The 22821-nt window shown below is 52.9% G+C and carries 20 protein-coding genes and 1 pseudogene; 10 read left to right on the top strand and 11 right to left on the bottom strand.

The genetic code is table 11. The features are described 5' to 3' along the window. Positions 1-637: 637 nt before the first annotated feature. The 8 genes from sdhC to sucD all read left to right on the top strand — a co-directional run bounded on the left by sdhC (position 638) and on the right by sucD (position 10282). Positions 638-1042, top strand: coding sequence for a succinate dehydrogenase cytochrome b556 subunit (gene sdhC / locus GPJ68_RS07345; protein ID WP_016152282.1), 405 nt, complete (start codon positions 638-640; stop codon positions 1040-1042). Further along, entirely contained in the window at positions 1036-1383 is a 348-nt protein-coding gene (gene sdhD / locus GPJ68_RS07350; RefSeq protein ID WP_005122550.1) for a succinate dehydrogenase membrane anchor subunit, read from the top strand. The genes sdhC and sdhD overlap by 7 nt, the downstream gene beginning before the upstream one ends. Then, positions 1383-3149 carry a succinate dehydrogenase flavoprotein subunit gene (gene sdhA / locus GPJ68_RS07355; RefSeq protein ID WP_003022919.1) on the top strand — a complete coding sequence of 589 codons (1767 nt, stop codon included), beginning with the start codon at positions 1383-1385 and terminating at the stop codon, positions 3147-3149. The genes sdhD and sdhA overlap by 1 nt, the downstream gene beginning before the upstream one ends. 15 nt (positions 3150-3164) lie before the next feature. Beyond that, positions 3165-3881 (top strand): succinate dehydrogenase iron-sulfur subunit SdhB, encoded by a 717-nt coding sequence (sdhB, locus tag GPJ68_RS07360; protein WP_003022921.1) that lies wholly within the window; start codon positions 3165-3167, stop codon positions 3879-3881. A gap of 235 nt (positions 3882-4116) precedes the next feature. Continuing rightward, positions 4117-6918, top strand: coding sequence for a 2-oxoglutarate dehydrogenase E1 component (gene sucA, locus GPJ68_RS07365; protein WP_016152283.1), 2802 nt, complete (start codon positions 4117-4119; stop codon positions 6916-6918). Positions 6919-6932: 14 nt separating this feature from the next. Continuing rightward, positions 6933-8156, top strand: a complete 1224-nt coding sequence (odhB, locus tag GPJ68_RS07370) for a 2-oxoglutarate dehydrogenase complex dihydrolipoyllysine-residue succinyltransferase (protein WP_016156001.1) — start codon at positions 6933-6935, stop codon at positions 8154-8156. A gap of 90 nt (positions 8157-8246) precedes the next feature. After that, positions 8247-9413, top strand: coding sequence for an ADP-forming succinate--CoA ligase subunit beta (sucC, locus tag GPJ68_RS07375; protein ID WP_003022927.1), 1167 nt, complete (start codon positions 8247-8249; stop codon positions 9411-9413). After that, on the top strand, positions 9413-10282 hold the full coding sequence (gene sucD / locus GPJ68_RS07380; protein WP_003022929.1) for a succinate--CoA ligase subunit alpha: 870 nt from the start codon (positions 9413-9415) through the stop codon (positions 10280-10282). The genes sucC and sucD overlap by 1 nt, the downstream gene beginning before the upstream one ends. A gap of 95 nt (positions 10283-10377) precedes the next feature. Here sucD and GPJ68_RS07385 read toward each other — a convergent pair whose 3' ends face one another. The 8 genes and pseudogenes from GPJ68_RS07385 to otnK all read right to left on the bottom strand — a co-directional run bounded on the left by GPJ68_RS07385 (position 10378) and on the right by otnK (position 17133). After that, positions 10378-11031, bottom strand: coding sequence for an aspartate/glutamate racemase family protein (locus GPJ68_RS07385; RefSeq protein WP_046274716.1), 654 nt, complete (start codon positions 11029-11031; stop codon positions 10378-10380). Beyond that, positions 11028-11447 carry a heme-binding protein gene (locus tag GPJ68_RS07390; protein ID WP_180837214.1) on the bottom strand — a complete coding sequence of 140 codons (420 nt, stop codon included), beginning with the start codon at positions 11445-11447 and terminating at the stop codon, positions 11028-11030. Before GPJ68_RS07390 ends, GPJ68_RS07385 begins: the two co-directional genes overlap by 4 nt. A gap of 5 nt (positions 11448-11452) precedes the next feature. Further along, entirely contained in the window at positions 11453-12799 is a 1347-nt protein-coding gene (locus GPJ68_RS07395) for a bile acid:sodium symporter family protein (RefSeq protein WP_180837215.1), read from the bottom strand. Between the two features lie 21 nt (positions 12800-12820). Next, entirely contained in the window at positions 12821-13633 is an 813-nt protein-coding gene (locus GPJ68_RS07400) for a 3-keto-5-aminohexanoate cleavage protein (protein ID WP_049269273.1), read from the bottom strand. Between the two features lie 28 nt (positions 13634-13661). After that, a complete protein-coding gene (locus GPJ68_RS07405; RefSeq protein WP_104651686.1) occupies positions 13662-14438 on the bottom strand; it encodes a hydroxypyruvate isomerase family protein in 777 nt (258 codons plus the stop codon). Then, positions 14419-15225: a DeoR/GlpR family DNA-binding transcription regulator gene (locus tag GPJ68_RS07410; protein WP_016156008.1), complete on the bottom strand. Its 807-nt coding sequence runs from the start codon at positions 15223-15225 to the stop codon at positions 14419-14421. The genes GPJ68_RS07405 and GPJ68_RS07410 overlap by 20 nt, the downstream gene beginning before the upstream one ends. Before the next feature lie 9 nt (positions 15226-15234). Beyond that, entirely contained in the window at positions 15235-15879 is a 645-nt protein-coding gene (locus tag GPJ68_RS07415; RefSeq protein ID WP_016152294.1) for an aldolase, read from the bottom strand. Further along, positions 15876-17133, bottom strand: a pseudogene (gene otnK, locus GPJ68_RS07420) (3-oxo-tetronate kinase). Before otnK ends, GPJ68_RS07415 begins: the two are co-directional and overlap by 4 nt. Before the next feature lie 372 nt (positions 17134-17505). On the opposite strand from otnK, the gene GPJ68_RS07425 reads away from it, so the two are divergent. Beyond that, positions 17506-18399, top strand: a complete 894-nt coding sequence (locus tag GPJ68_RS07425; RefSeq protein WP_104651708.1) for a PocR ligand-binding domain-containing protein — start codon at positions 17506-17508, stop codon at positions 18397-18399. On the opposite strand, the gene cobA is transcribed toward GPJ68_RS07425, so the two are convergent. Continuing rightward, on the bottom strand, positions 18378-19166 hold the full coding sequence (gene cobA / locus GPJ68_RS07430; protein ID WP_019076302.1) for a uroporphyrinogen-III C-methyltransferase: 789 nt from the start codon (positions 19164-19166) through the stop codon (positions 18378-18380). The genes GPJ68_RS07425 and cobA overlap by 22 nt on opposite strands. A 405-nt stretch (positions 19167-19571) precedes the next feature. Here cobA and GPJ68_RS07435 point away from each other — a divergent pair, with 405 nt between their 5' ends. Continuing rightward, positions 19572-20474 carry a LysR substrate-binding domain-containing protein gene (locus tag GPJ68_RS07435; RefSeq protein WP_016152298.1) on the top strand — a complete coding sequence of 301 codons (903 nt, stop codon included), beginning with the start codon at positions 19572-19574 and terminating at the stop codon, positions 20472-20474. A gap of 82 nt (positions 20475-20556) precedes the next feature. On the opposite strand, the gene cobO is transcribed toward GPJ68_RS07435, so the two are convergent. Next, complete coding sequence (gene cobO, locus GPJ68_RS07440) at positions 20557-21159, bottom strand: cob(I)yrinic acid a,c-diamide adenosyltransferase (protein ID WP_016156012.1); 603 nt, start codon at positions 21157-21159, stop codon at positions 20557-20559. Between the two features lie 9 nt (positions 21160-21168). Continuing rightward, positions 21169-22821 carry a class I fumarate hydratase gene (locus tag GPJ68_RS07445; protein WP_180837217.1) on the bottom strand — a complete coding sequence of 551 codons (1653 nt, stop codon included), beginning with the start codon at positions 22819-22821 and terminating at the stop codon, positions 21169-21171.

Below are 22821 nucleotides of genomic sequence, written 5' to 3' on the forward strand. Positions count from 1 at the left end.
ATCAATGAACCGTTACCAGTTTGTTATTTGGCTCGCCGCTCTGCGAAAGAGGGGATAACCTGGGTACAGAGCTATGGGCGCTTGCAGGTAAAACGGTCTTTTCATGGCGAATAAACTGCAAATCAAGAACTTAGCAATCCGAATTATTAAACCTGTCTATCACTAATAACTGTCCTGACTGTATTGGTCAATACTTCCACACTGTTACATAACTAAATGTCCGGTGAAAGAGTGACCCCATAACTTTTACGCATTATATGCTTTTTCTGGTGTCGTTTGTAACAACTTTGTTTAATGATTGTCAAATTAGATGGTTAAAAATTAAAATAATGTTGTTATCGTGACCTATGTCACTGTTCGGGATAAAACCCGACAAACTATATGTAGGTTAATTGTAATGATTTTGTGAACGTCCTATACTGCCGCCAGGTCTCCGGAATACCCTGCAATCCCGAGCCAACCAGCGTTGTAACGTGTCGTTTTAGCATCTGGAAGCAGTGTTTTATATGACGCGTAGTTATAGTAAGGACGCTGTCTGACCCGCACGCAGACCGGAGGAAGGAAATCCCGTCGTCTTTCAGGCTACAGGTGTCTTCATCTTCTGTACCCGAAGTCCAAAGGGAATAATAAGAACAGCATGTGGGCGTTATTCATGATAAGAAATGTGAAAAAACAAAGACCTGTCAATCTGGATCTACAAACGATCCGGTTCCCAATCACGGCGATAGCGTCCATTCTCCATCGCGTATCCGGAGTGATCACCTTCGTGGCGGTCGGGATTCTGTTGTGGTTATTGGGTACCAGCCTGTCCTCCCCTGAAGGTTTCCTCGCGGCGTCATCCATTATGAATAACTTCTTTGTGGAGTTAATTCTGTGGGGGATCCTGATTGCGCTGGCATATCACGCCGTAATGGGCATTCGCCATCTGTTGATGGATTTTGGCTATATCGAAGAAACCCTCGAAGCAGGGACACGTTCCGCCAAAATTTGTTTCGTTATCATTGTCGTGCTTTCACTTCTCGCAGGAGTCCTCGTATGGTAAGCAACGCCTCCGCATTAGGACGCAACGGCGTACATGACTTCATTCTGGTCCGTGCTACCGCTATCGTTCTGACGTTATACATCATCTATATGGTCGGCTTCTTCGCCACCAGCGGCGAACTGACGTTTGAAGTCTGGACCGGTTTCTTCTCATCGGCATTCACCAAAGTCTTCACCCTGCTGGCTCTTTTCTCCATCTTGATTCATGCCTGGATCGGCATGTGGCAGGTGTTGACCGACTACGTTAAACCGCTGGCCGTGCGCCTGATTCTGCAACTGGCTATCGTCGTTGCGCTGGTGGTTTACGTCATTTATGGATTTGTTGTGGTGTGGGGTGTGTAATGAAACTGCCAGTCAGAGAATTTGATGCTGTTGTGATTGGTGCCGGCGGCGCAGGTATGCGCGCGGCGCTGCAAATTTCCCAGAGCGGTCAGACCTGTGCGCTGCTCTCCAAAGTGTTCCCAACCCGTTCCCATACCGTATCTGCGCAAGGTGGCATCACCGTTGCGCTCGGTAATACCCATGAAGATAACTGGGAATGGCACATGTACGACACCGTGAAAGGGTCGGACTACATTGGTGACCAGGACGCTATTGAATATATGTGTAAAACCGGTCCGGAAGCGATTCTGGAGCTGGACCACATGGGGCTGCCGTTCTCTCGCCTCGATAATGGCACAATTTATCAACGTCCGTTTGGCGGTCAGTCGAAGAATTTCGGCGGCGAGCAGGCGGCACGTACCGCGGCAGCGGCAGACCGTACCGGCCATGCGCTGTTGCACACGCTGTATCAGCAGAACCTGAAAAACCACACCACCATCTTCTCCGAGTGGTACGCGCTGGATCTGGTCAAAAATGCCGATGGCGCGATTGTTGGTTGTACCGCGCTGTGTATCGAAACCGGTGAAGTGGTTTACTTCAAAGCCCGCGCAACCGTGCTGGCGACCGGCGGTGCTGGCCGTATTTATCAGTCCACCACCAACGCCCACATCAACACCGGTGACGGCGTCGGTATGGCTATCCGCGCTGGCGTGCCGGTGCAGGATATGGAGATGTGGCAGTTCCACCCAACCGGTATCGCTGGCGCGGGTGTTCTGGTAACAGAAGGCTGTCGTGGTGAAGGTGGCTACCTGCTGAACAAACACGGTGAGCGCTTCATGGAGCGTTATGCCCCGAATGCGAAAGACCTGGCGGGTCGTGACGTGGTGGCGCGTTCCATCATGATCGAAATCCGCGAAGGTCGCGGCTGCGACGGTCCGTGGGGGCCGCACGCCAAACTGAAACTCGACCACCTGGGTAAAGAAGTGCTGGAGTCCCGTCTGCCGGGTATTCTCGAACTGTCCCGTACCTTTGCTCACGTTGACCCGGTGAAAGAGCCGATCCCGGTTATCCCAACCTGCCACTATATGATGGGCGGTATTCCGACCAAAGTCACCGGCCAGGCGCTGACCGTGAATGAGCAGGGCGAAGATGTGGTGATCCCAGGGCTGTTTGCCGTCGGTGAAATCGCCTGCGTATCGGTTCACGGTGCTAACCGTTTGGGCGGCAACTCACTGCTTGACCTAGTGGTATTTGGTCGTGCTGTGGGTCTGCATCTGCAGGAATCTATCGCAGAGCAGGGTGACCTGCTGGATGCAACCGAAGATGAAATCGACGCTTCTCTGGCGCGTCTGAATCGCTGGAACGGTAACCGTAACGGTGAAGACCCGGTGGCAATTCGTAAAGCGCTGCAGGAATGTATGCAGCATAACTTCTCGGTATTCCGCGAAGGCGATGCGATGGCGAAGGGTCTGGAAGAGCTGAAAGCGATTCGCGAACGCCTGAAAAATGCCCGTCTGGACGATACCTCCAGCGAGTTCAACACCCAGCGCGTTGAGTGTCTGGAGCTGGATAACCTGATGGAGACCGCGTACGCCACTGCAGTATCTGCAAACTTCCGTACCGAAAGCCGTGGCGCGCATAGCCGCTTCGACTTCCCGGAACGTGATGACGAAAACTGGCTGTGCCATTCCCTGTACCTGCCAGAGTCGGAATCCATGACGCGACGTCAAGTCAATATGGAACCGAAGCTGCGCCCGGCATTCCCGCCGAAGATTCGTACTTATTAATGCGGAGACAGGACAATGAAACTCGAGTTTTCAGTTTATCGCTATAACCCGGATGTTGACGACGCTCCGCGCATGCAGGATTACACCCTGGAGGCGGAAGAAGGGCGCGACATGATGCTGCTGGATGCGTTGATGCAGCTGAAAGAAAAAGATCCGTCGCTGTCGTTTCGTCGCTCATGCCGTGAAGGGGTTTGCGGCTCCGACGGTCTGAACATGAACGGCAAAAATGGACTGGCCTGTATCACACCTATTTCTGCGCTGAATCAGCCGGGCAAGAAAATTGTCATTCGCCCGCTGCCAGGTTTACCGGTTGTGCGCGATTTGGTGGTAGACATGGGGCAATTCTACGCACAGTATGAGAAGATTAAGCCTTACTTGTTGAATAATGGGAAAAATCCTCCGGCTCGTGAGCATTTACAAATGCCAGAGCAGCGTGAGAAGCTCGATGGGCTGTATGAATGTATTTTGTGTGCATGCTGCTCAACGTCCTGCCCATCATTCTGGTGGAACCCGGACAAGTTTATTGGCCCGGCAGGCCTGTTGGCCGCGTATCGCTTCTTAATTGATAGCCGCGATACCGAGACCGACAGCCGTCTGGAAGGTTTAAGTGACGCTTTCAGCGTATTCCGCTGTCATAGCATCATGAACTGCGTCAGCGTATGTCCTAAAGGGCTGAACCCGACGCGCGCCATCGGACATATTAAGTCGATGCTGCTCAAACGTAGTGCATAAGTAGTTGTAGTTGCCGGGGAAGAGATTCCCCGGCCGTGCAGGGAAACCTCTAAAAACTGCCACATTGATAGCAATAATCGCAGCCTGAACGACGACGATTATTAGACAGTTTTTAAAGGTTCCTTAGCGGACGCAGATGACACGACAGTCCGCAACAAGTGAACCCCGGCACGCACATCGGTGTGCGTGGTAGTATCCACGGCGAAATAAGCATACAAATGCTTAAGGGATCACGATGCAGAACAGCGCTTTGAAAGCCTGGTTGGACTCTTCTTACCTCTCTGGTTCTAACCAGAGCTGGATAGAACAGCTCTATGAAGACTTCTTAACCGACCCTGACTCGGTAGATGCTAACTGGCGTTCGACGTTCCAGCAGTTACCTGGTACCGGAGTCAAACCGGATCAACTCCACTCAAAAACACGTGATTATTTCCGTCGACAGGCGTTGATTACCCCACGTTACTCTTCTTCTATTTCCGACCCTGATGCCAATGTGAAGCAGGTTAAAGTCCTGCAGCTCATTAACGCCTATCGTTTCCGCGGTCATCAGCATGCGAATCTCGATCCGCTGGGACTGTGGCAGCAAGAAAATGTGGCCGATCTGGATCCCTCCTTCCACGATCTGACCGATGCGGATTTCCAGGAAAGCTTTAACGTGGGTTCTTTTGCCGGTGGCAAAGACACGATGAAGCTGAGCGACCTGGTTGTCGCGCTGAAACAAACCTACTGCGGCCCGATTGGCGCCGAGTATATGCACATCACCAGCACCGAAGAAAAACGCTGGCTTCAGCAGCGTATCGAGTCTGGTCGTACTGCGTTCAGTAGTGAAGAGAAGAAACGCTTCCTCAGCGAACTGACTGCAGCGGAAGGTCTGGAACGCTACCTGGGCGCGAAATTCCCGGGCGCGAAACGCTTCTCGCTGGAAGGCGGTGATGCGTTAATCCCAATGCTCAAAGAGATGATCCGCCACGCCGGTAACAGCGGTACCCGTGAAGTGGTACTGGGTATGGCGCACCGTGGTCGTCTGAACGTCCTGGTTAACGTGCTGGGTAAAAAGCCGCAGGATCTATTCGACGAATTTGCGGGCAAACATAAAGAACACCTCGGTACCGGTGACGTGAAGTACCACATGGGCTTCTCATCGGATATCGAAACCGAAGGCGGTCTGGTGCATCTGGCGCTGGCGTTTAACCCGTCGCACCTGGAAATCGTTAGCCCGGTGGTTATCGGTTCCGTACGTGCACGCTTGGATCGTCTGGACGAGCCGAGCAGCAATAAAGTGCTGCCAATCACTATTCATGGTGATGCGGCAGTAACCGGGCAAGGCGTGGTTCAGGAAACCCTGAACATGTCGAAAGCGCGTGGTTACGAAGTGGGCGGTACCGTTCGCATCGTTATCAACAACCAGGTGGGCTTCACCACCTCTAACCCGCTAGATGCACGTTCTACACCGTACTGCACCGACATCGGTAAGATGGTTCAGGCGCCGATTTTCCACGTGAACGCGGATGACCCGGAAGCGGTCGCTTTCGTAACGCGTCTGGCACTGGATTTCCGTAATACCTTTAAACGCGATGTCTTCATCGATCTGGTGTGCTACCGCCGTCACGGCCACAACGAAGCCGACGAGCCAAGCGCAACCCAGCCGCTGATGTATCAGAAAATCAAAAAGCATCCGACCCCGCGCAAAATCTACGCTGACAAGCTGGAAGCGGACAACGTCGCTACGCTGGAAGATGCGACCGAAATGGTCAATCTGTATCGTGACGCGCTGGACGCAGGCGAATGCGTGGTGAAAGAGTGGCGTCCAATGAATATGCACTCCTTCACCTGGTCTCCGTACCTCAACCACGAATGGGATGAAAACTACCCGAACAAAGTTGAGATGAAGCGTCTGCAGGAGCTGGCAAAACGCATCAGCACCGTGCCTGAAGCGGTGGAAATGCAGTCGCGTGTTGCCAAAATTTACGGCGACCGTCAGGCCATGGCCGCAGGCGAGAAGCTGTTCGACTGGGGTGGCGCAGAGAATTTGGCTTACGCCACGCTGGTTGATGAAGGTATTCCGGTACGTCTGTCGGGTGAAGACTCTGGCCGTGGAACCTTCTTCCACCGTCATGCGGTTATTCATAACCAGGCGAATGGTTCAACGTACACTCCGCTGCAGCATGTGCATAACGGGCAGGGCACGTTCCGCGTATGGGACTCCGTGCTGTCTGAAGAAGCGGTGCTGGCATTCGAATACGGTTATGCCACGGCAGAACCGCGCACTCTGACTATCTGGGAAGCGCAGTTCGGTGACTTCGCCAACGGTGCGCAGGTGGTTATCGACCAGTTCATCTCTTCCGGCGAGCAGAAATGGGGCCGTATGTGCGGTCTGGTTATGCTGCTGCCACACGGCTATGAAGGTCAGGGTCCGGAGCACTCTTCCGCGCGTCTGGAACGTTATCTGCAACTTTGCGCTGAGCAAAACATGCAGGTTTGCGTCCCGTCTACCCCGGCACAGGTTTACCACATGCTGCGTCGTCAGGCGCTGCGCGGAATGCGTCGTCCGCTGGTAGTGATGTCACCGAAGTCGCTGCTGCGTCATCCGCTGGCGGTGTCCACGCTGGACGAACTGGCAAATGGCACCTTCCTGCCAGCCATTGGCGAAGTAGATGAACTTGATCCTAAAGGCGTGAAGCGTGTCGTGATGTGTTCTGGTAAGGTTTATTACGACCTGCTGGAGCAACGCCGCAAGAACGACCAAAAAGATGTCGCCATTGTGCGTATCGAACAGCTCTATCCGTTCCCGCATAAAGCGGTGCAGGAAGCGCTGAAACCGTTTGCTCATGTACATGATTTTGTCTGGTGCCAGGAAGAGCCGCTCAACCAGGGCGCATGGTACTGCAGCCAGCATCATTTCCGTGAAGTAATTCCATTTGGGTCAGCTCTGCGTTATGCAGGTCGCCCGGCCTCTGCCTCTCCGGCAGTAGGATATATGTCCGTTCACCAGAAGCAGCAACAAGATCTGGTTAATGACGCGCTGAACGTCGATTAAATAAAGGATAAATAATGAGTAGCGTAGATATTCTTGTTCCCGACCTGCCTGAATCCGTAGCGGATGCAACGGTTGCAACCTGGCACAAAAAACCGGGCGATGCAGTACGTCGTGATGAAGTACTGGTAGAAATCGAAACTGACAAAGTGGTACTGGAAGTACCGGCATCAGCGGACGGTATTCTTGATGCGGTTCTGGAAGATGAAGGGACAACCGTCACTTCTCGCCAGATCCTCGGTCGCCTGCGTGAAGGCAACAGCTCTGGCAAAGAGACCAGCGCCAAGTCTGAAGAGAAAGATTCTACTCCGGCACAACGCCAGCAGGCGTCTCTTGCTGAACAGAACAACGATGCCCTGAGCCCGGCGATCCGTCGCCTGCTGGGTGAGCATAACCTCGAAGCCAGCGCCATCAATGGCACCGGCGTCGGTGGTCGTATCACGCGTGAAGATGTTGAAAAGCATCTGGCCAAAGCACCGGCTGCGAAAGCAGAAGCCAAAGCGCCGGCCGCCGCGCCTGCGCCACAGGCTCAGTTGGGCGCTCGTGGCGAAAAACGTGTTCCGATGACCCGCCTACGCAAACGCGTAGCTGAGCGTCTGCTGGAAGCGAAAAACTCCACCGCCATGCTGACCACGTTCAACGAAGTCAACATGAAGCCAATCATGGATCTGCGTAAGCAGTACGGTGACGCGTTCGAGAAACGTCACGGTATCCGTCTGGGCTTTATGTCTTTCTACGTGAAAGCGGTTGTTGAAGCGCTGAAACGCTATCCGGAAGTGAACGCGTCCATCGACGGCGATGACGTGGTGTACCACAACTACTTTGATGTCAGCATGGCGGTCTCCACGCCGCGTGGCCTGGTCACGCCGGTCCTGCGTGATGTGGATCTGCTGGGTATGGCTGACATCGAGAAAAATATTAAAGAGCTGGCAGTTAAAGGTCGCGACGGCAAGCTGACGGTCGACGATCTGACGGGCGGTAACTTCACCATCACTAACGGTGGCGTGTTCGGTTCCCTGATGTCTACCCCGATCATCAACCCACCGCAGAGCGCCATCCTGGGTATGCATGCCATCAAAGATCGTCCGATGGCCGTAGACGGCAAGGTTGAAATCCTGCCGATGATGTATCTGGCGCTGTCTTATGACCACCGTTTGATCGATGGTCGTGAGTCAGTAGGCTTCCTGGTAACCATTAAAGAGTTGCTGGAAGATCCGACGCGTCTGCTGCTGGACGTGTAGTAAATAAGAGTATCACCTGCCCCGTAGGTCTGGAGGCTTATCAGGCCTACGGGTAAAAGATAACGATTACCTGAAGGATGGACAGAACACATGAACTTACATGAATATCAGGCAAAACAACTTTTTGCCCGCTATGGCTTACCGGCACCGGTGGGATATGCCTGTACTACTCCGCGTGAAGCTGAAGAAGCTGCATCTAAAATCGGCGCAGGCCCGTGGGTAGTGAAATGTCAGGTTCACGCTGGTGGCCGTGGTAAAGCGGGCGGTGTGAAGGTTGTGAACAGCAAAGAAGACATTCGCGCTTTTGCTGAACACTGGCTGGGTAAACGTCTGGTCACTTACCAGACAGACGCCCATGGTCAACCGGTAAATCAGATTCTGGTTGAAGCAGCGACCGACATTGGTAAAGAACTTTACCTCGGCGCAGTTGTTGACCGTAGTTCCCGTCGCGTGGTCTTCATGGCCTCTACCGAAGGCGGCGTGGAAATTGAAAAAGTGGCGGAAGAAACGCCGCACCTGATCCACAAAGTAGCGCTCGATCCGCTGGCCGGTCCGATGCCTTATCAGGGTCGTGAACTGGCGTTCAAACTGGGTCTGGAAGGTAAACAGGTTCAGCAGTTCACCAAGATCTTCATGGGTCTGGCGACTATCTTCCTTGAGCGCGATCTGGCGCTGATCGAAATCAACCCGCTGGTGGTGACCAAGCAGGGTGATCTGATCTGCCTCGACGGCAAACTGGGCGCTGACGGCAACGCGCTGTTCCGCCAGGCTGACCTGCGTGAAATGCGCGATCAGTCTCAGGAAGATCCGCGTGAAGCACAGGCTGCACAGTGGGAACTGAACTACGTCGCTCTGGACGGCAACATCGGTTGTATGGTTAACGGCGCGGGCCTGGCAATGGGCACCATGGACATCGTTAAACTGCACGGCGGCGAACCGGCTAACTTCCTTGACGTTGGCGGCGGTGCGACCAAAGAGCGTGTAACCGAAGCGTTCAAAATTATCCTCTCTGACGACAATGTTAAAGCCGTACTGGTTAACATCTTCGGTGGTATCGTACGCTGCGACCTGATCGCGGACGGTATCATCGGCGCGGTAGCAGAAGTGGGCGTTAACGTTCCGGTCGTGGTACGTCTTGAAGGTAACAACGCTGAACTCGGCGCGAAAAAATTGGCTGATAGCGGCCTGAATATTATTGCAGCGAAAAGTCTGACGGATGCAGCTCAGCAGGTTGTTGCCGCAGTGGAGGGGAAATAATGTCAGTTTTAATTAATAAAGATACCAAGGTTATCTGCCAGGGCTTCACCGGTAGCCAGGGGACATTCCACTCTGAACAAGCGATTGCTTACGGTACGCAAATGGTCGGCGGTGTTACGCCGGGCAAAGGCGGCACCACGCATCTGGGTCTGCCGGTGTTCAACACCGTACGTGAAGCGGTAGAAGCGACCGGCGCAACCGCCACCGTTATCTACGTTCCGGCTCCGTTCTGCAAAGACTCCATCCTGGAAGCTATCGATGCAGGCATCAAGCTTATCATCACCATCACCGAAGGTATCCCAACGCTGGATATGCTGACTGTGAAAGTGAAGCTGGATGAAGCTGGCGTACGCATGATCGGCCCGAACTGCCCAGGTGTTATCACCCCTGGCGAATGTAAAATCGGCATCATGCCGGGTCATATTCACAAGCCTGGTAAAGTCGGTATCGTTTCTCGTTCCGGTACGCTGACCTATGAAGCGGTTAAGCAGACCACCGACTACGGTTTTGGTCAGTCTACCTGTGTGGGTATCGGCGGCGACCCGATCCCTGGCTCTAACTTCATCGATATCCTGAAGCTGTTCCAGGAAGATCCGCAGACTGAAGCGATCGTCATGATCGGTGAGATCGGCGGTAGCGCGGAAGAAGAAGCGGCGGCGTACATTAAAGATCATGTGACCAAGCCGGTTGTGGGTTACATCGCGGGTGTGACTGCGCCGAAAGGTAAACGTATGGGTCATGCTGGTGCGATCATCGCAGGTGGTAAAGGTACGGCGGATGAGAAATTCGCTGCGCTGGAAGCCGCTGGCGTGAAAACCGTTCGTAGCCTGGCCGATATCGGCGAAGCGCTGAAAACAGTGATTAAGTAAGAAAAAAAACAGCCCTGACTCTCTGCATAGTCAAGGGCTGGTCCCGTTTCGACATGGTTGGCCATCTGATGATGGCCTTTTTTTTGGCCTGTAATTCAGCTTTCAGCCAGTGTTTTCAACCAGCGAATTCCGCTTTCCGGCGAGGTCATTACCGGCACCGGCGGGGAAGGGAGCTGCTGTAAAACGCGCGCCATCGAGGCTTGCGCCAGCATCACAACATCCGCCTGGGTAAAGGCGCTCTGTAACCCTTCACTGACGATACGGTCATGAGTATCCATGTCTCCCGCCAGCAGCGCGTGGAATGCCTCCTCCATTAATATAGGCGTGATGGTTCGCGATTTACCGCTCTGCTGCACTTTGCGCTGTACGTAATCCAGCGTTGGCTTCAGCGTGGTTGCCACGGTCGCCAGTACGGCGATCCGCTCACCTTTTTCAATCGCCTCTTCCACCATTGCGCAGTCAATGCGCGCGAGCTGCAGTGGGGTCATAAACTGGCATTGCTCCACCGCAGTACCAATTGAGGAGCAGGCGGTAATAAAGATATCGCAGTCCGCCTTTTCGGCAATATGTACATAGTCGGCGATGCGGGCGGCAATATTGGGCGTCACGCCCTGGGCCTTCATTACCTGCTTGATCATGGATTCTTCCACCAGGTGCATGACTTCAACATCCGGCATGATGTCGGCAATCAGCTGTTGCATCATCGTAAGCGTGGCGGCACTGGTATGCAGCATGGCGACCTTTTTCATTGGGCAATCTCCTTAAGTAACGTTTCCGCGACGGCCAGCGCCGCATCATGATCTTCCTGCGCGGATAAACCGCCTACCGCGACGGCCCCAAGGCATTTTCCTTGGTGCAGAATCGGGATCCCGCCCGGCAGCGCCGTAAACAGCGGGTCGGCAAAATAACCAATATCCAGTTGCTCTTTCTGCAGTCGCTGTAAAAATGCCTGCGTGGTACAGCCCAGGCGGCTACTGGTGCGTGCTTTGCGCTGGGTTAACTCGATGGTTAACAGTTTGGCGTTATCCATCCGCACAAAGCTGAGTAGTTCGCCATTGGCGTCGCATACGGCCACGCTTAACGGGCGTTTTGCGTAACATGTTTCGGCGAGGTCGAGCGTAGAGGCCACGGCGCGCAGGGCATGCCCCAGAGTGAGAGTTGTCATCGTGATTATCCTTTTGACAGATTTTCGCAAGCGGGTTGAACGGGATCTTTGGCTGCGGCGGCCTGCGCCTGTCTGGCGTCTTTCTTGCGCCAGTAGTTCGCGAGCAGCGAGCCGCTGACGTTGCCAAGCGGAGTCATCACCGCCGAGGCCAGGCCAACCGTTGCCAGTTTGCCCATCGCTGCGGCAAGCCCGGACGCCATGCCGCCGTTTTGCAGGCCGACTTCAAAGGCTACGGTGCGGGCAGACTGTACGTCCATGCGGAAGATCCAGCGGCTCATCAGATAGCCAATCAGGAAGCCGCCGAGGTTATGCATCAACATGGCGAAGCAGAGCAGGAAGCCGACCTGCACCAGGTTCTCGCGCCCGGCTGCGGCTGCGGTGGTCGTAAAGAAAATGATCCCCATCATTGAGATGGTCGGCATGATTTTCTTCACGCCCGCCACGCGGCCATACAGCCAGTTGTAGAACAATGCCCAGACGAGACCGCCTGCCACGAAGTTGAGCACCACCGCGTACATTTGCGCGTCGGCGCTGGCGTGACCAAACAGCGCGTCCCAGCCGCCAGCAATCATATACAGCAGCCAAAGAGCGCCGATCCCGGCCAGCATCTGGACGACACGGCGGCCTCGCACGCCCGCATAGGTTTTCAGATAGTCATGCAGAATTGCCGCGCCGATGGGGATTAATACGATTTTCACCACATCCATTACCATCGCGGTGAGCTGGATATCGATCATCGACCCCGCCAGCAGATTAACCCACAGCGGCGTCATCACCGTCGCCGCCAGCGTTGAGACTGCGGCGATCGAGACCGCCAGCGCCAGGTTGGCGTTCGCGATATAGACCATGACGGTAGAGGAGAGTCCGCTTGGGCAGGCGCCAATCAGCAGAATCCCGACCGCCACCTCAGGCGGAAAGTTAAAGATAAGCGTAATGCTCAGGCCGAGCAGAGGCATGATGACGAAGTGGCAGAAGGTGCCAATAAACACCGCCCACGGCATTTTGGCGACGTCAATAAAATCCTGGATCGTTAGCTTAGTGCCCATGCTAAACATGGTGGCCTGAATGACGAGGAACACGATCCATTTATGGGTGATATTGAAACCGCCCCAGACGATTAGATCCGTAGACCAGGTTATGGCGGCGACAAACCCTGCGATGATCCATAGCGTAAACTGATAGCTGCGTAGACCCGGCCAGTAGCCTGCACCGGCGGCGAATCCGGCGGTGAACATCACCAGCCCTGGCTGCCAGAGCGCCGCGGACTGGATTAACGCGCCGATAATCGCCAGCGCCGCGCCCGCAACGCTGACGCCGAGTCCGGTTTTGTGAATAACAGTGGTCATAGTCATGTTGAAATGTCCTTGCTGTTGTTATTGCTGCCGGGATGGAATAGATAACATGTGCCGCGCAATTTCTGGCGTGGCGACTTTTTTATCCATGCTGCGAATGAGCGTGGCGAGTTTGGCAACCTGCTGGTAATTATGCTGTGCTTTTTCTTCAGCGCTTAAATAATAGCTATCCTCAAAGCCGATTCGTACTTCACTGGCCCCCATGCCGACGGCGGCGGCAATAATATCGAAGTTCTTTCTGCCAAAATGAGTAATACCCCATAAGGCATCGCGCGGGATCATGCTACGCAGAGCAATTAAAGCGTCAATGGTTGCTGGCGTACTGCCGCGATGACCGAGGACGATATTAAAGAGCATGGGTTTTTGGAATTTTATTTTATCTTCAAGGTTCAGGATGTTATTAATCATGCCAATTTCAAAAACTTCAAACTCGGGAATGATATTGCGCTCGACTATTTGCCGGGAGCAATATTCCACGTCCGGACCGGGATTAAAGTACACCGCATCTCCGAGGTTGACGGAACCGACGTTCAGCGAAGCCATCTCTACGCCGGGGCAGGAGAGTGGCGCGCAGCGTTCGGCGATGGACATTGAAGAGACGCCGCCGGTAGATGCCTGAATAATCAGGTCTGAATGGCGCATGACGCTATCAATGGTCGCCTGAAAATCGGTGGTATCCGGCGTCAGGCGACCCTGTTTATCGCGAACGTGTAAATGCACGATGGACGCGCCATGCTCTACGCTGGCGAGTATTTCCTGCGCCAGTTCTGCGGGTATAACTCTGGGGCAATCCGCGGCAACGGGTGCCAGCGAAATAATAACAGTATCCGACATATTTTCCTCCGGTACAGAGATATTTAAATTATAGGTAAGGCGTTATCCAGTTTAATGAGTCGGGCCCTGATGTTGATGGTTGATATTCACAGCCAATCCAGCCCTGGTAATTCATTTTTCTAATAAAATCGAATAGCCATGTTTCATTTAATTCACCTGTTCCCGGTTCATGGCGATAGGGGACAGAAGCAATTTGAAAATGTTTAATTAAGGTGAAGTAGCGTTCAATATTTTTTGCCACATTGCCATGAATTTTCTGACAGTGGTAAATATCAAACTGTAAACCGATATTTTTCTTGCCAACCTCTTGAATAATAGATTCGGCCAACGGAAAGCTGTCAATAAAATAACCGGGCATATCCTGCGAATTTAACGGTTCAATCAGCACATCGATTTCCGCTTCAGCCATCATATCGCAGGCGATACGCAGCCGGTTGGTCAGGAGAGTGCGCTGAGCGTGAAGCGTCAGATCGCCGCAGCGCGAACCGGCCATAACGTGAACCCGACGACAGCCCAGCGCCGTGGCGTAATCACGCGCCACGTTGAGGCTATGGTGAAATTCCTGGTCTCGACCGGGCTGCGCGGCCAGTCCCCGCTCACCTTGTGCCCAGTTACCCGCCGGTGCGTTCATCAGCACCACCGGCAGGGACATTTCCCGCTGTGCAGCGTGCAAATGCGCCAGCGGGTGCTGCCAGAGAAATAGCCCTTCAACGCCGCGAAAACCAGCCGCCTGCGCCGCCGCAAATCGCGCCGCTATCGGTAAATCTGTAAACAACCAGTCGAGGTTAGCCGCTAACTTCAGCATGGCGCGCACCCTCCCGGTTATCAACCAGATGCAGCTTAACGCCCTGGCTGGCAATAGTTTGCTGGGCGTTTTCCGGTAACCGGTTATCAGAAATAATGTCGGTTAACTGTTCCAGCCCACAGATATGGAACATGCCGTATTTGCCAAACTTACTGCTGTCGCAGACCAGCACCCGACGCCGGGAAACGGTGAGTACCGCTTCTTTAACCGAGGCTTTCCCTTCGCTCGGCGTCGACATGCCGCGTTCGGTATCCCACGATGAGGAGCTCAGAAACGCCACGTCAATATTAATGGTGCGCAGAAAACTGGCGGCGCTTTTTCCAAGGCATGAGCGGTTACGCTGATCCACCAGACCACCGGTGTGATAGAGCGTGATGTGCGGCATATCCATCAGATAGTGGCTGATGGAAAAATCGTTGGTTACTACCGTCAGATTGAAACAGTGGCTGGCGGCGACCGCTTTCGCCACTTCAAACAACGACGTTCCGGCATCCAGATACAGCGTTTGTCCGGGCTCAATGAGCATGGCGGCGAGCTGGCCCATTTTACGTTTCACGTCATGATTCAACTCGGCTTTTTCCCGCCATGGCAGCTCGGATTTCAGCAGGTTATTCAGCTTCACTCCGCCGTTAATGGCGATAACTTTGCCTTCTTCTTCCAGCAACTGGATGTCGCGACGCACGGTCATATGCGACACGCTCATCAAATCTGCCAGTTCATTAAATGAGGCGGCATTTTTTTCGTGCACGTAGCGGTAGATAAAATCACGTCGTTGCTCGGGGATCATTATGTCACCTCACGCTTGCCGGGAATGTTCAAGTTCGGCCACCGCTTCTTCTGAGAGCGGAACATAGCCAAGCGGTTTTAACGTCAGCCAGATGCGGGCGCTGTCTTCCAGTTCTTCAGCGTTAAACACCGCCTCACGCAGCGAGCGACCGCTTACTACCGGCCCGTGATTGGCCAGCAGCGCGGCCGTATGGTCTGCCGCGATTTCACTCAGTGCGCTGGCAATGCCTTCATGGCCAGGCTTGAAATAGGGCAGCAGCGGTAACTGCCCGACGCGCATCACATAGTACGGCGTTAACGGCGGCAGGCAGTTTTTCGGCGTGGTGCACGGCAGGCAGGAGAGCGCGGTCAGCCATGGAGAATGCAGGTGCACGACAGCACCGCAGGATGGCCGATGTCGATACCACGCCAGATGCATGGGCACCTCTTTTGAGGGTTTGTCGCCGCTAAGATGAACGCCGTTGGCATCCAGTCGACTTAGCGTGGCAGGATCAAGCTCGCCCAGACAAGAGTTGGTCGGGGTCACCAGATAGCCGCCATCTGGCATTTTGACGCTAAGATTGCCGGAACCGCCGCTGCTGTAACCGCGCATAAACAGGGAACGGCCATAGTGGACGAGTAGTTCGCGCAGTTGGTGTTCACTCACCGAATTCATAATGCGTACTCCTGGGCAGTAAAAAAGAAATCGTCGTCACCAAAGTTGCCTGACTTCAGCGCCAGCGCCAGACCGGAGGAAAATACCCACGGCACGCCTGGCGCAATGGCTTTGCCGACGGACAGACGCTTCACCTGCAAGGCTTCCACAACGGTGCCGGAGGTTTCTCCGCCCGCGACGATAAAGGTGTTTACACCCGCAGTTCGTAGCTTTGAACTCAGCCGGGCAAAAGCGTGTTCGATTGCCTGGCTGGCGACCTGTTCGCCGTGCTCCTGTTGAATACGTTTGAGTACGTCTGGCGGCTGGGTGGCGTATATCAGTGGCGCTAATGAGTCGCTGATATGCGTCATCGCCCAGGCGCTCAGTTCATCAGTGTAGCGTTCGGCATCAGACAGGCAGCGGGACACATCAAGCAAACGAGAACGCTGCTGCGGCCTTATAGCGATTAACCTGACGATTGCTCATTGCCGAACAGCTACCGGAGAACACCACCGTTTTGGCAGGCAGTGGAAAAGAGTCCGGCGGCATGGATTGCTGGCCTCCGCTGCAGGCGGCCAGCGCGCCGCCGAGCCCGGAGCCACCGGCTAACAGAGGGCTGGCATGGAGAGCTTGCGCCAGCGTGTTGAGATCTGCTTCATCCAGCGTATCGACGATAACGTGACGCGTACCTTCAGCCTGAAGTTGGGCCAGGGCGTAAGTGACCGCTTCCACACCTTGACGCAGGGTCGTGAGGTTGATGCAACCAACCGCGCCTGGCGTTTGCGCGCTCAGCAGGCGCGGCAGGCTGGCATCGTTCATTGGATTGAGCGGATGCTTTTCCATCCCGGATTCGTTAAGCAGTATGCCGTGTACAAAAAGATGACCATGCACCACCGTGCGTCCGTTTTGCGGCAGAGCGGGGCAGTGGACGATCAGCGGAACCTGCAGGTCGTTCATCAATGCATCGCTGACCGGGCCAATATTGCCTGTTGGCGTGGAGTCAAACGTCGAACAATATTTAAAATAAATCTGGCGGACACCTGCATTTTGTTTCAGCCAGCGGGCACAGGACAGGGATTGGGTGACGGCCTGTTCTGCGGGTAATGAGCGGCTTTTCAGCGAGATGACGATAGCGTCAACCTCTTCATTCCAGCATTGCGCGGTATCGGGCATACCGGGCAGAAGCGCGACGCGCCACCCCTGCTGCGCCATAAAGCTTGCAATGTCCGTTGCGCCGGTAAAATCGTCGGCGATAACGCCTGTGGTGACGGCCATGGATCAACTCCGTTCAGATTGTTTGCTAATTGAACATATTATTCAGGAGGGCCTTTCACATTCACATGATGATTATCACAAATAAGCACATCATCGATTCAGATTAAAAACGGGTAATTTATTGAAAATAATGAGGTTAGGTGTTGAGTGTTGCGAAAAGAGTCTCACAAGAGAGTGTGAAGATTCGTTAATCTTTGAGAAAGCGGAGTCGGTGGTGTGCTGCAGAGTATTATCGTGGTCGCTATAATTTTCTTGCCAATTGATCATAATCATCTGCACAAATGAGATTATTTTTTGCGGTGAGCATCATTCTTTCCTGAGGCTAATTTTAGCATATTAGCGGCCTTAATATTATTAATGCCGGAGGATAACGTGCCGCTGAAAATCCAGGATGACTATTTACACCGTTTTTTCTCTATCGCAGAACTCTTCTCCCGAGCCACTGGGTTAGCCACAGTCGTCGTTGATATTAACGGTATAGCGTTGTCTGAACGTCATAATTTTAATTCGTTTTGCACATTAATGCGTGCGGATGAGCGCTATCGAGCAGGTTGCCAAAAGTGCGACAAGTACTGTGCTTTTGAGGCATTAAAACAGCTCAAACCCAGAATACTCACCTGTCATGCAGGGCTAAGCCTGTTCTCGATGCCATTAATCCATGAGGGACACCTTCACGGTTTTATTATCTGCGGGCAGGTGCGGGTAAAATATCAGGAATATAAAACTATCGCTATTGATAACAAAAACTCATGGATTAATAACCCCGAAATTAAAGCTGAGTGGGGCCAGTCTGCGGTGGTGGATAATAATGTACTGGTGGCGTCGGCAAATTTGTTAAGTTTTATTGTTGATAATTTTGAGAAAGAACAATTGATCTCTGAGAAGATTGTAGTTCCGGCAACCCGTTACGCTCATCATTATTTCACTGAGCCTTCACGTCACGAGAAAAAACTTATGGCGGCGCTGCGTTATATTGACGAGAATTTGTATGGTGAATTGTCTTTGGAATCTGTCGCGGCTCATGTGTGCTTAAGCGCGAACTATTTCAGCCGGTTTTTCAAGAAACGCCAGGGTGTTAATTTTAAAACCTGGGTGAGTCAGAAAAAAATGCAAAAAGCAGGGGAGTTATTACACGATCCGGTTCATTCCATAGACAGTATTGCCAGGAAATTGCAATACGCGCAAACCAGTTACTTTTGCCGCGTTTTCCGGGCGGCGCATCAAACGTCGCCCCAGTCTTTTCGTCACGCCAGACTTTCGCAGTAAAGATTGTCTGGCAGCGTGATGGCTTCAGGTATAAAAGAGAGCCGATCGCTCAGGGTCACCACATCTCCGATTACAATCAACGCCGGTGGAACAATATTAGCTTCCTGTGCCTTGCTCAATAATGAACCGAGCGTGCAGGTCAGGCGACGTTGATTTTCTCGGGTCGCGGACATAATTAGCGCGGCGGGCGTGTCTGCTGATTTTCCGCCCATCAACAGCTCTTCACAGATAAACGCCAGATTGGCGATACCCATGACGATGACCAACGTGCCGTTAAGTTTCGCCAGTTGACGCCAGTCCTGCTGCTGATTGCCTTCCCGCGTGTGGCCAGTCACCACGTGAAAGCCGGAGGCAAAATCGCGATGCGTCACCGGGATACCGGCATAGGTCAGGCCGCCAATCGTAGAACTAATACCCGGTACAACTTCAAAAGGGATGCCCATTTCAACCAGATCCTCCACTTCTTCAGCCCCACGGCCAAATACATACGGATCGCCACCTTTGAGGCGCACAATGTTGTGGTGTGTTTGGGCATACTGGACCAGCAGTGCGTTGATTTCATCCTGGGGAACGCAATGGAAGCCTGGATTTTTGCCGACATTGATAAGCAGGCAGTCAGGTAATGCCCATTCCAAAATTTTAGGATTGACCAGCCGATCGTAAATAATGACGTCGGCCTGTTTAATGCACATCATTGCTTTGAGGGTCAGTAATGAAATATCACCAGGACCTGCTCCAACGAGCCAGACCTTTCCGAAAGTTTTCACAATGTGTCCTTTATCACGTCTGTCAAAAAATGGCACAAACGACATCAATAAATGATTAAAAGCAGTCGTTTGCCCGTAAGTTATAACGTGAAATTATCCAGGATTAGCGCATGGATAATATTGATTAATCTCGCAAAGTTTTTTCTGCAATAAACAAGAAGACTTGAAAAATTATTAAGAACTTATTGGCACTATTTACTTAGGTTTAACCTTATTTAAATTGTGTTTATTGTTGTGCTTGAGTATTATTGGTTAATATTTATCCGCCATCAGTGTGAGCAAATCATGGATTGGATCAATGACATCAATGGAGAAAATAAAATATAACTCTCGGTGCTTATCTGGGTGCCTTGAATTATTTTTTATAAATTAAACTATTTTTGTACGCTGCATATGGAAGAGGTTATGAGAGGAAAAATACCCAAGACGGAGTTGCTGGTAACTTTTGAAGTGGTTGCGCGTCACGAAAGTTATACCCGGGCAGCTGAAGAGTTGGCGTTAACACAAAGTGCTGTTTTCCGCCAGGTGAATGCACTGGAGGATTTTCTTAATACCGCGCTATTTAATCATGCCAAAAAACGTATTTTTTTAAATGCGGCCGGCAAACACTATTTAAGTATCGTTAAAGAAACGTTAAATAAACTCGAGCGCGATACGACCACAATAATGACCTGGCAACCGACCGTACAGGTTATTGAGCTGGCGGTAAATCCGACGTTCAGTACGCATTGGTTGATCCCCAACCTGCGCGAGTTTAACAAACTCAATCCTGATATTATCGTGAACATCCATTCGCTGGCGAATATCGGTGATTTTCTTAATCGTGAGTATGATGCGGCAATTATGCGCGAAGATTTCTACTCACCGTGGTCAGAGGTTGAGTACCTGTTTGAAGAGGAAATTCTGCCAGTATGCAGCCGCTGTCTGCTGGCTGAACCGGAACGGAAACTGTCAGTCCACGAACTGCTGAACGAATACCCGCTGTTGCACCAGAGTACGCGAATCAAAGGCTGGCAGGAATGGTTTGCGCTGTCCAACGTCAGCAGCCCGCTGGTAAATAAAGGCCCGAGATTTGATCTGTTGTCGATGTTGATTGCGGCGGTCCGTTCTAATCTGGGGGTTGCGCTGCTTCCTCGTTTTGCCATTCAGCACGATCTGGACAATGGAGATATGGTCATTCCTTGCGATGTTCCGATGCGCACCGGGAACCGTTTCATTATGACGTGGCGTGAAGAGAAATCGGAGTCTGCGCATTTACAGACATTTCGTAACTGGTTGCTCAGCAAGTCCGTGGTGTCGGCTACCTGATGGTGGTTTGCGCTTTATCAGGCCTACAACGATTGGTAGGCCGGATAAGACGCGTTAGCATCGTTATCCGGCAATAGAACTGCTACCAGTCGATTCCAATCTGTGCCTGAATCCCGCGGTCAAACGCGTGCTTGACCGGGCGAATTTCACTGACCGTATCGGCCAGTTCCAGTAACAGCGCATGGCATCCGCGCCCGGTCACGATGACGCTTTGCTCCGCAGGGCGATTTTCGATGGCGCTGATAACCTCCTGGGTGTCCAGATAGTGGTAAGCCAGCATGTAGGTAAGCTCATCCAACACCACCAGATCGTACTGCGGATCAGCCAGCATGCGCTTACTTTCCTGCCAGACTACCGTTGCCGCCTCGATATCCGCTTGCCGATTTTGGGTTTCCCAGGTAAATCCGGTGCCCATAATATGAAATTCGACACCGAGCGGTTGCAGCGTGTTGTACTCGCCATTATCCCACTGGCCTTTAATAAACTGCGCGATGCCAACGGTTTTTCCGTGACCAACCGCGCGCGTTGCCGTACCAAAGGCTGCGGTGGATTTTCCTTTACCGTTGCCGGTGAAGACAATCAGGATCCCTTTCTTCTCCGTTGCTGCCGCCACGCGGGTATCAACCTGTTCTTTCAGTTTCTGCTGACGCTGGCGGTGTCTGTCATTATTGGCTCGCGCTTCCATGGTGACTCCTTAATGTCCTGCCGGACAGGTTGCGCAGCGGTGCTGCTGCTCAAACTGGCTAAAGAAGTTATTGCCTTTGTCATCCACTAATACGAAGGCCGGCATATTTTTAACTTCCATCATCCACACCGCTTCCATTCCCAGCTCGGGATATTCAAGGCAGTGCAGGCTCTTCACGTACTGCTGCGCCAACAAGGCTGCGGCGCCGCCAATGCTGCCAAGGTTAAAACCACCATGTTTGCGACACGCATCCGTGACTTGCGCGCTGCGGTTGCCTTTCGACAACATGATCAGACTGCCGCCCGCGGCCTGGAAAGCATCGACGTAACCGTCCATGCGCCCGCCGGTTGTAGGACCGAGCGAACCGCAGGCCAGATTACTGGGGGTTTTAGCCGGGCCCGCGTAATAGACGATATGGTTTTTCATGTAATCTGGCATCGGTTCGCCGTTATCCAGGCGCTCTTTGATTTTGGCATGCGCGATATCGCGAGCCACAACAATCGGGCCGTTTAACGATAAACGCGTCCCAATTGGCAGAGTGGTGAGATCCTGCAGGATCTCGCGCAGTGGACGATTCAGATCCAGTTGTACGGTCTGGGCGCCATTTTCCACCCGCTGTGAATCGGGAATAAATTTGCCCGGATTATGCTCGAGTTTTTCCAGCCAGATTCCGTGTTTGTTGATTTTGGCCTTGATGTTGCGGTCGGCTGAGCAGGAGAGAGCCATGGCGATAGGGCAGGAGCCGCCGTGGCGTGGCAGGCGGATCACCCGGATATCGTGGGCAAAGTATTTGCCGCCAAACTGCGCGCCGATGCCAAACTCGCGGCTGGCGTTGAGCAGCTCGGCTTCCAGCACCGTATCGCGGAATGCCTGACCCAATTCGTTCCCGCTGGTGGGCAGGTTATCGTAATATTTAGTTGAAGCCAGTTTAGCAACTTTCAGCGTCTGGTCGGCGGACAAGCCTCCAACGACGAAAGCGATGTGATACGGCGGGCAGGCGGCTGTACCCAGTGATTTCATTTTTTCGATCAGAAACGCGGTGAGCTTTTCCGGCTGCAGAATAGATTTGGTTTCCTGGAACAGCGCCGCTTTGTTAGCAGAGCCGCCGCCTTTGTTGACGAACAGGAAACGGTATTCGTTACCCGGCGTGGCGCTGATGTCGATTTGCGCCGGCAGGTTAGTCTGGGTATTGACCTCGGTATACATGTCCAGCGGGGCATTTTGCGAGTAACGCAGGTTGTTTTCGGTGAAGGTGGTGTACACGCCTTTGCTTAATGCTTCTGCGTCATCGCCGCCGGTCCAGACATGCTGTCCTTTGCAGGCCACAATGGTTGCCGTCCCGGTATCCTGGCAGTTGGGCAGGACGCCTTTGGCCGAAACCTCAGCATTGCGTAGCAGTTGCAATGCGACGTACTTATCGTTACTGCTGGCCTGCGGATCGTGCAGAATGCTGGCTATCTGTTTTAAATGTCCGGCGCGCAGGAAAAATGAAGCCTCATAAAATGCCTGCTGGGCTAATAAGGTTAGCGCTTCTGGCGCAACCTTAATCACTTCCTCTCCGTCTAACTCCGTTACCGCAACGTGCTGGTTACTCAGTAATTCATATTCGGTATTATCTTTACTCTGAACAAAGAGTTCCTGCCAGACAAATGGTTTAGACAT

Source organism: Citrobacter sp. 172116965 (genome assembly GCF_013458095.1).
GTDB classification, from domain to species: domain Bacteria; phylum Pseudomonadota; class Gammaproteobacteria; order Enterobacterales; family Enterobacteriaceae; genus Citrobacter; species Citrobacter braakii.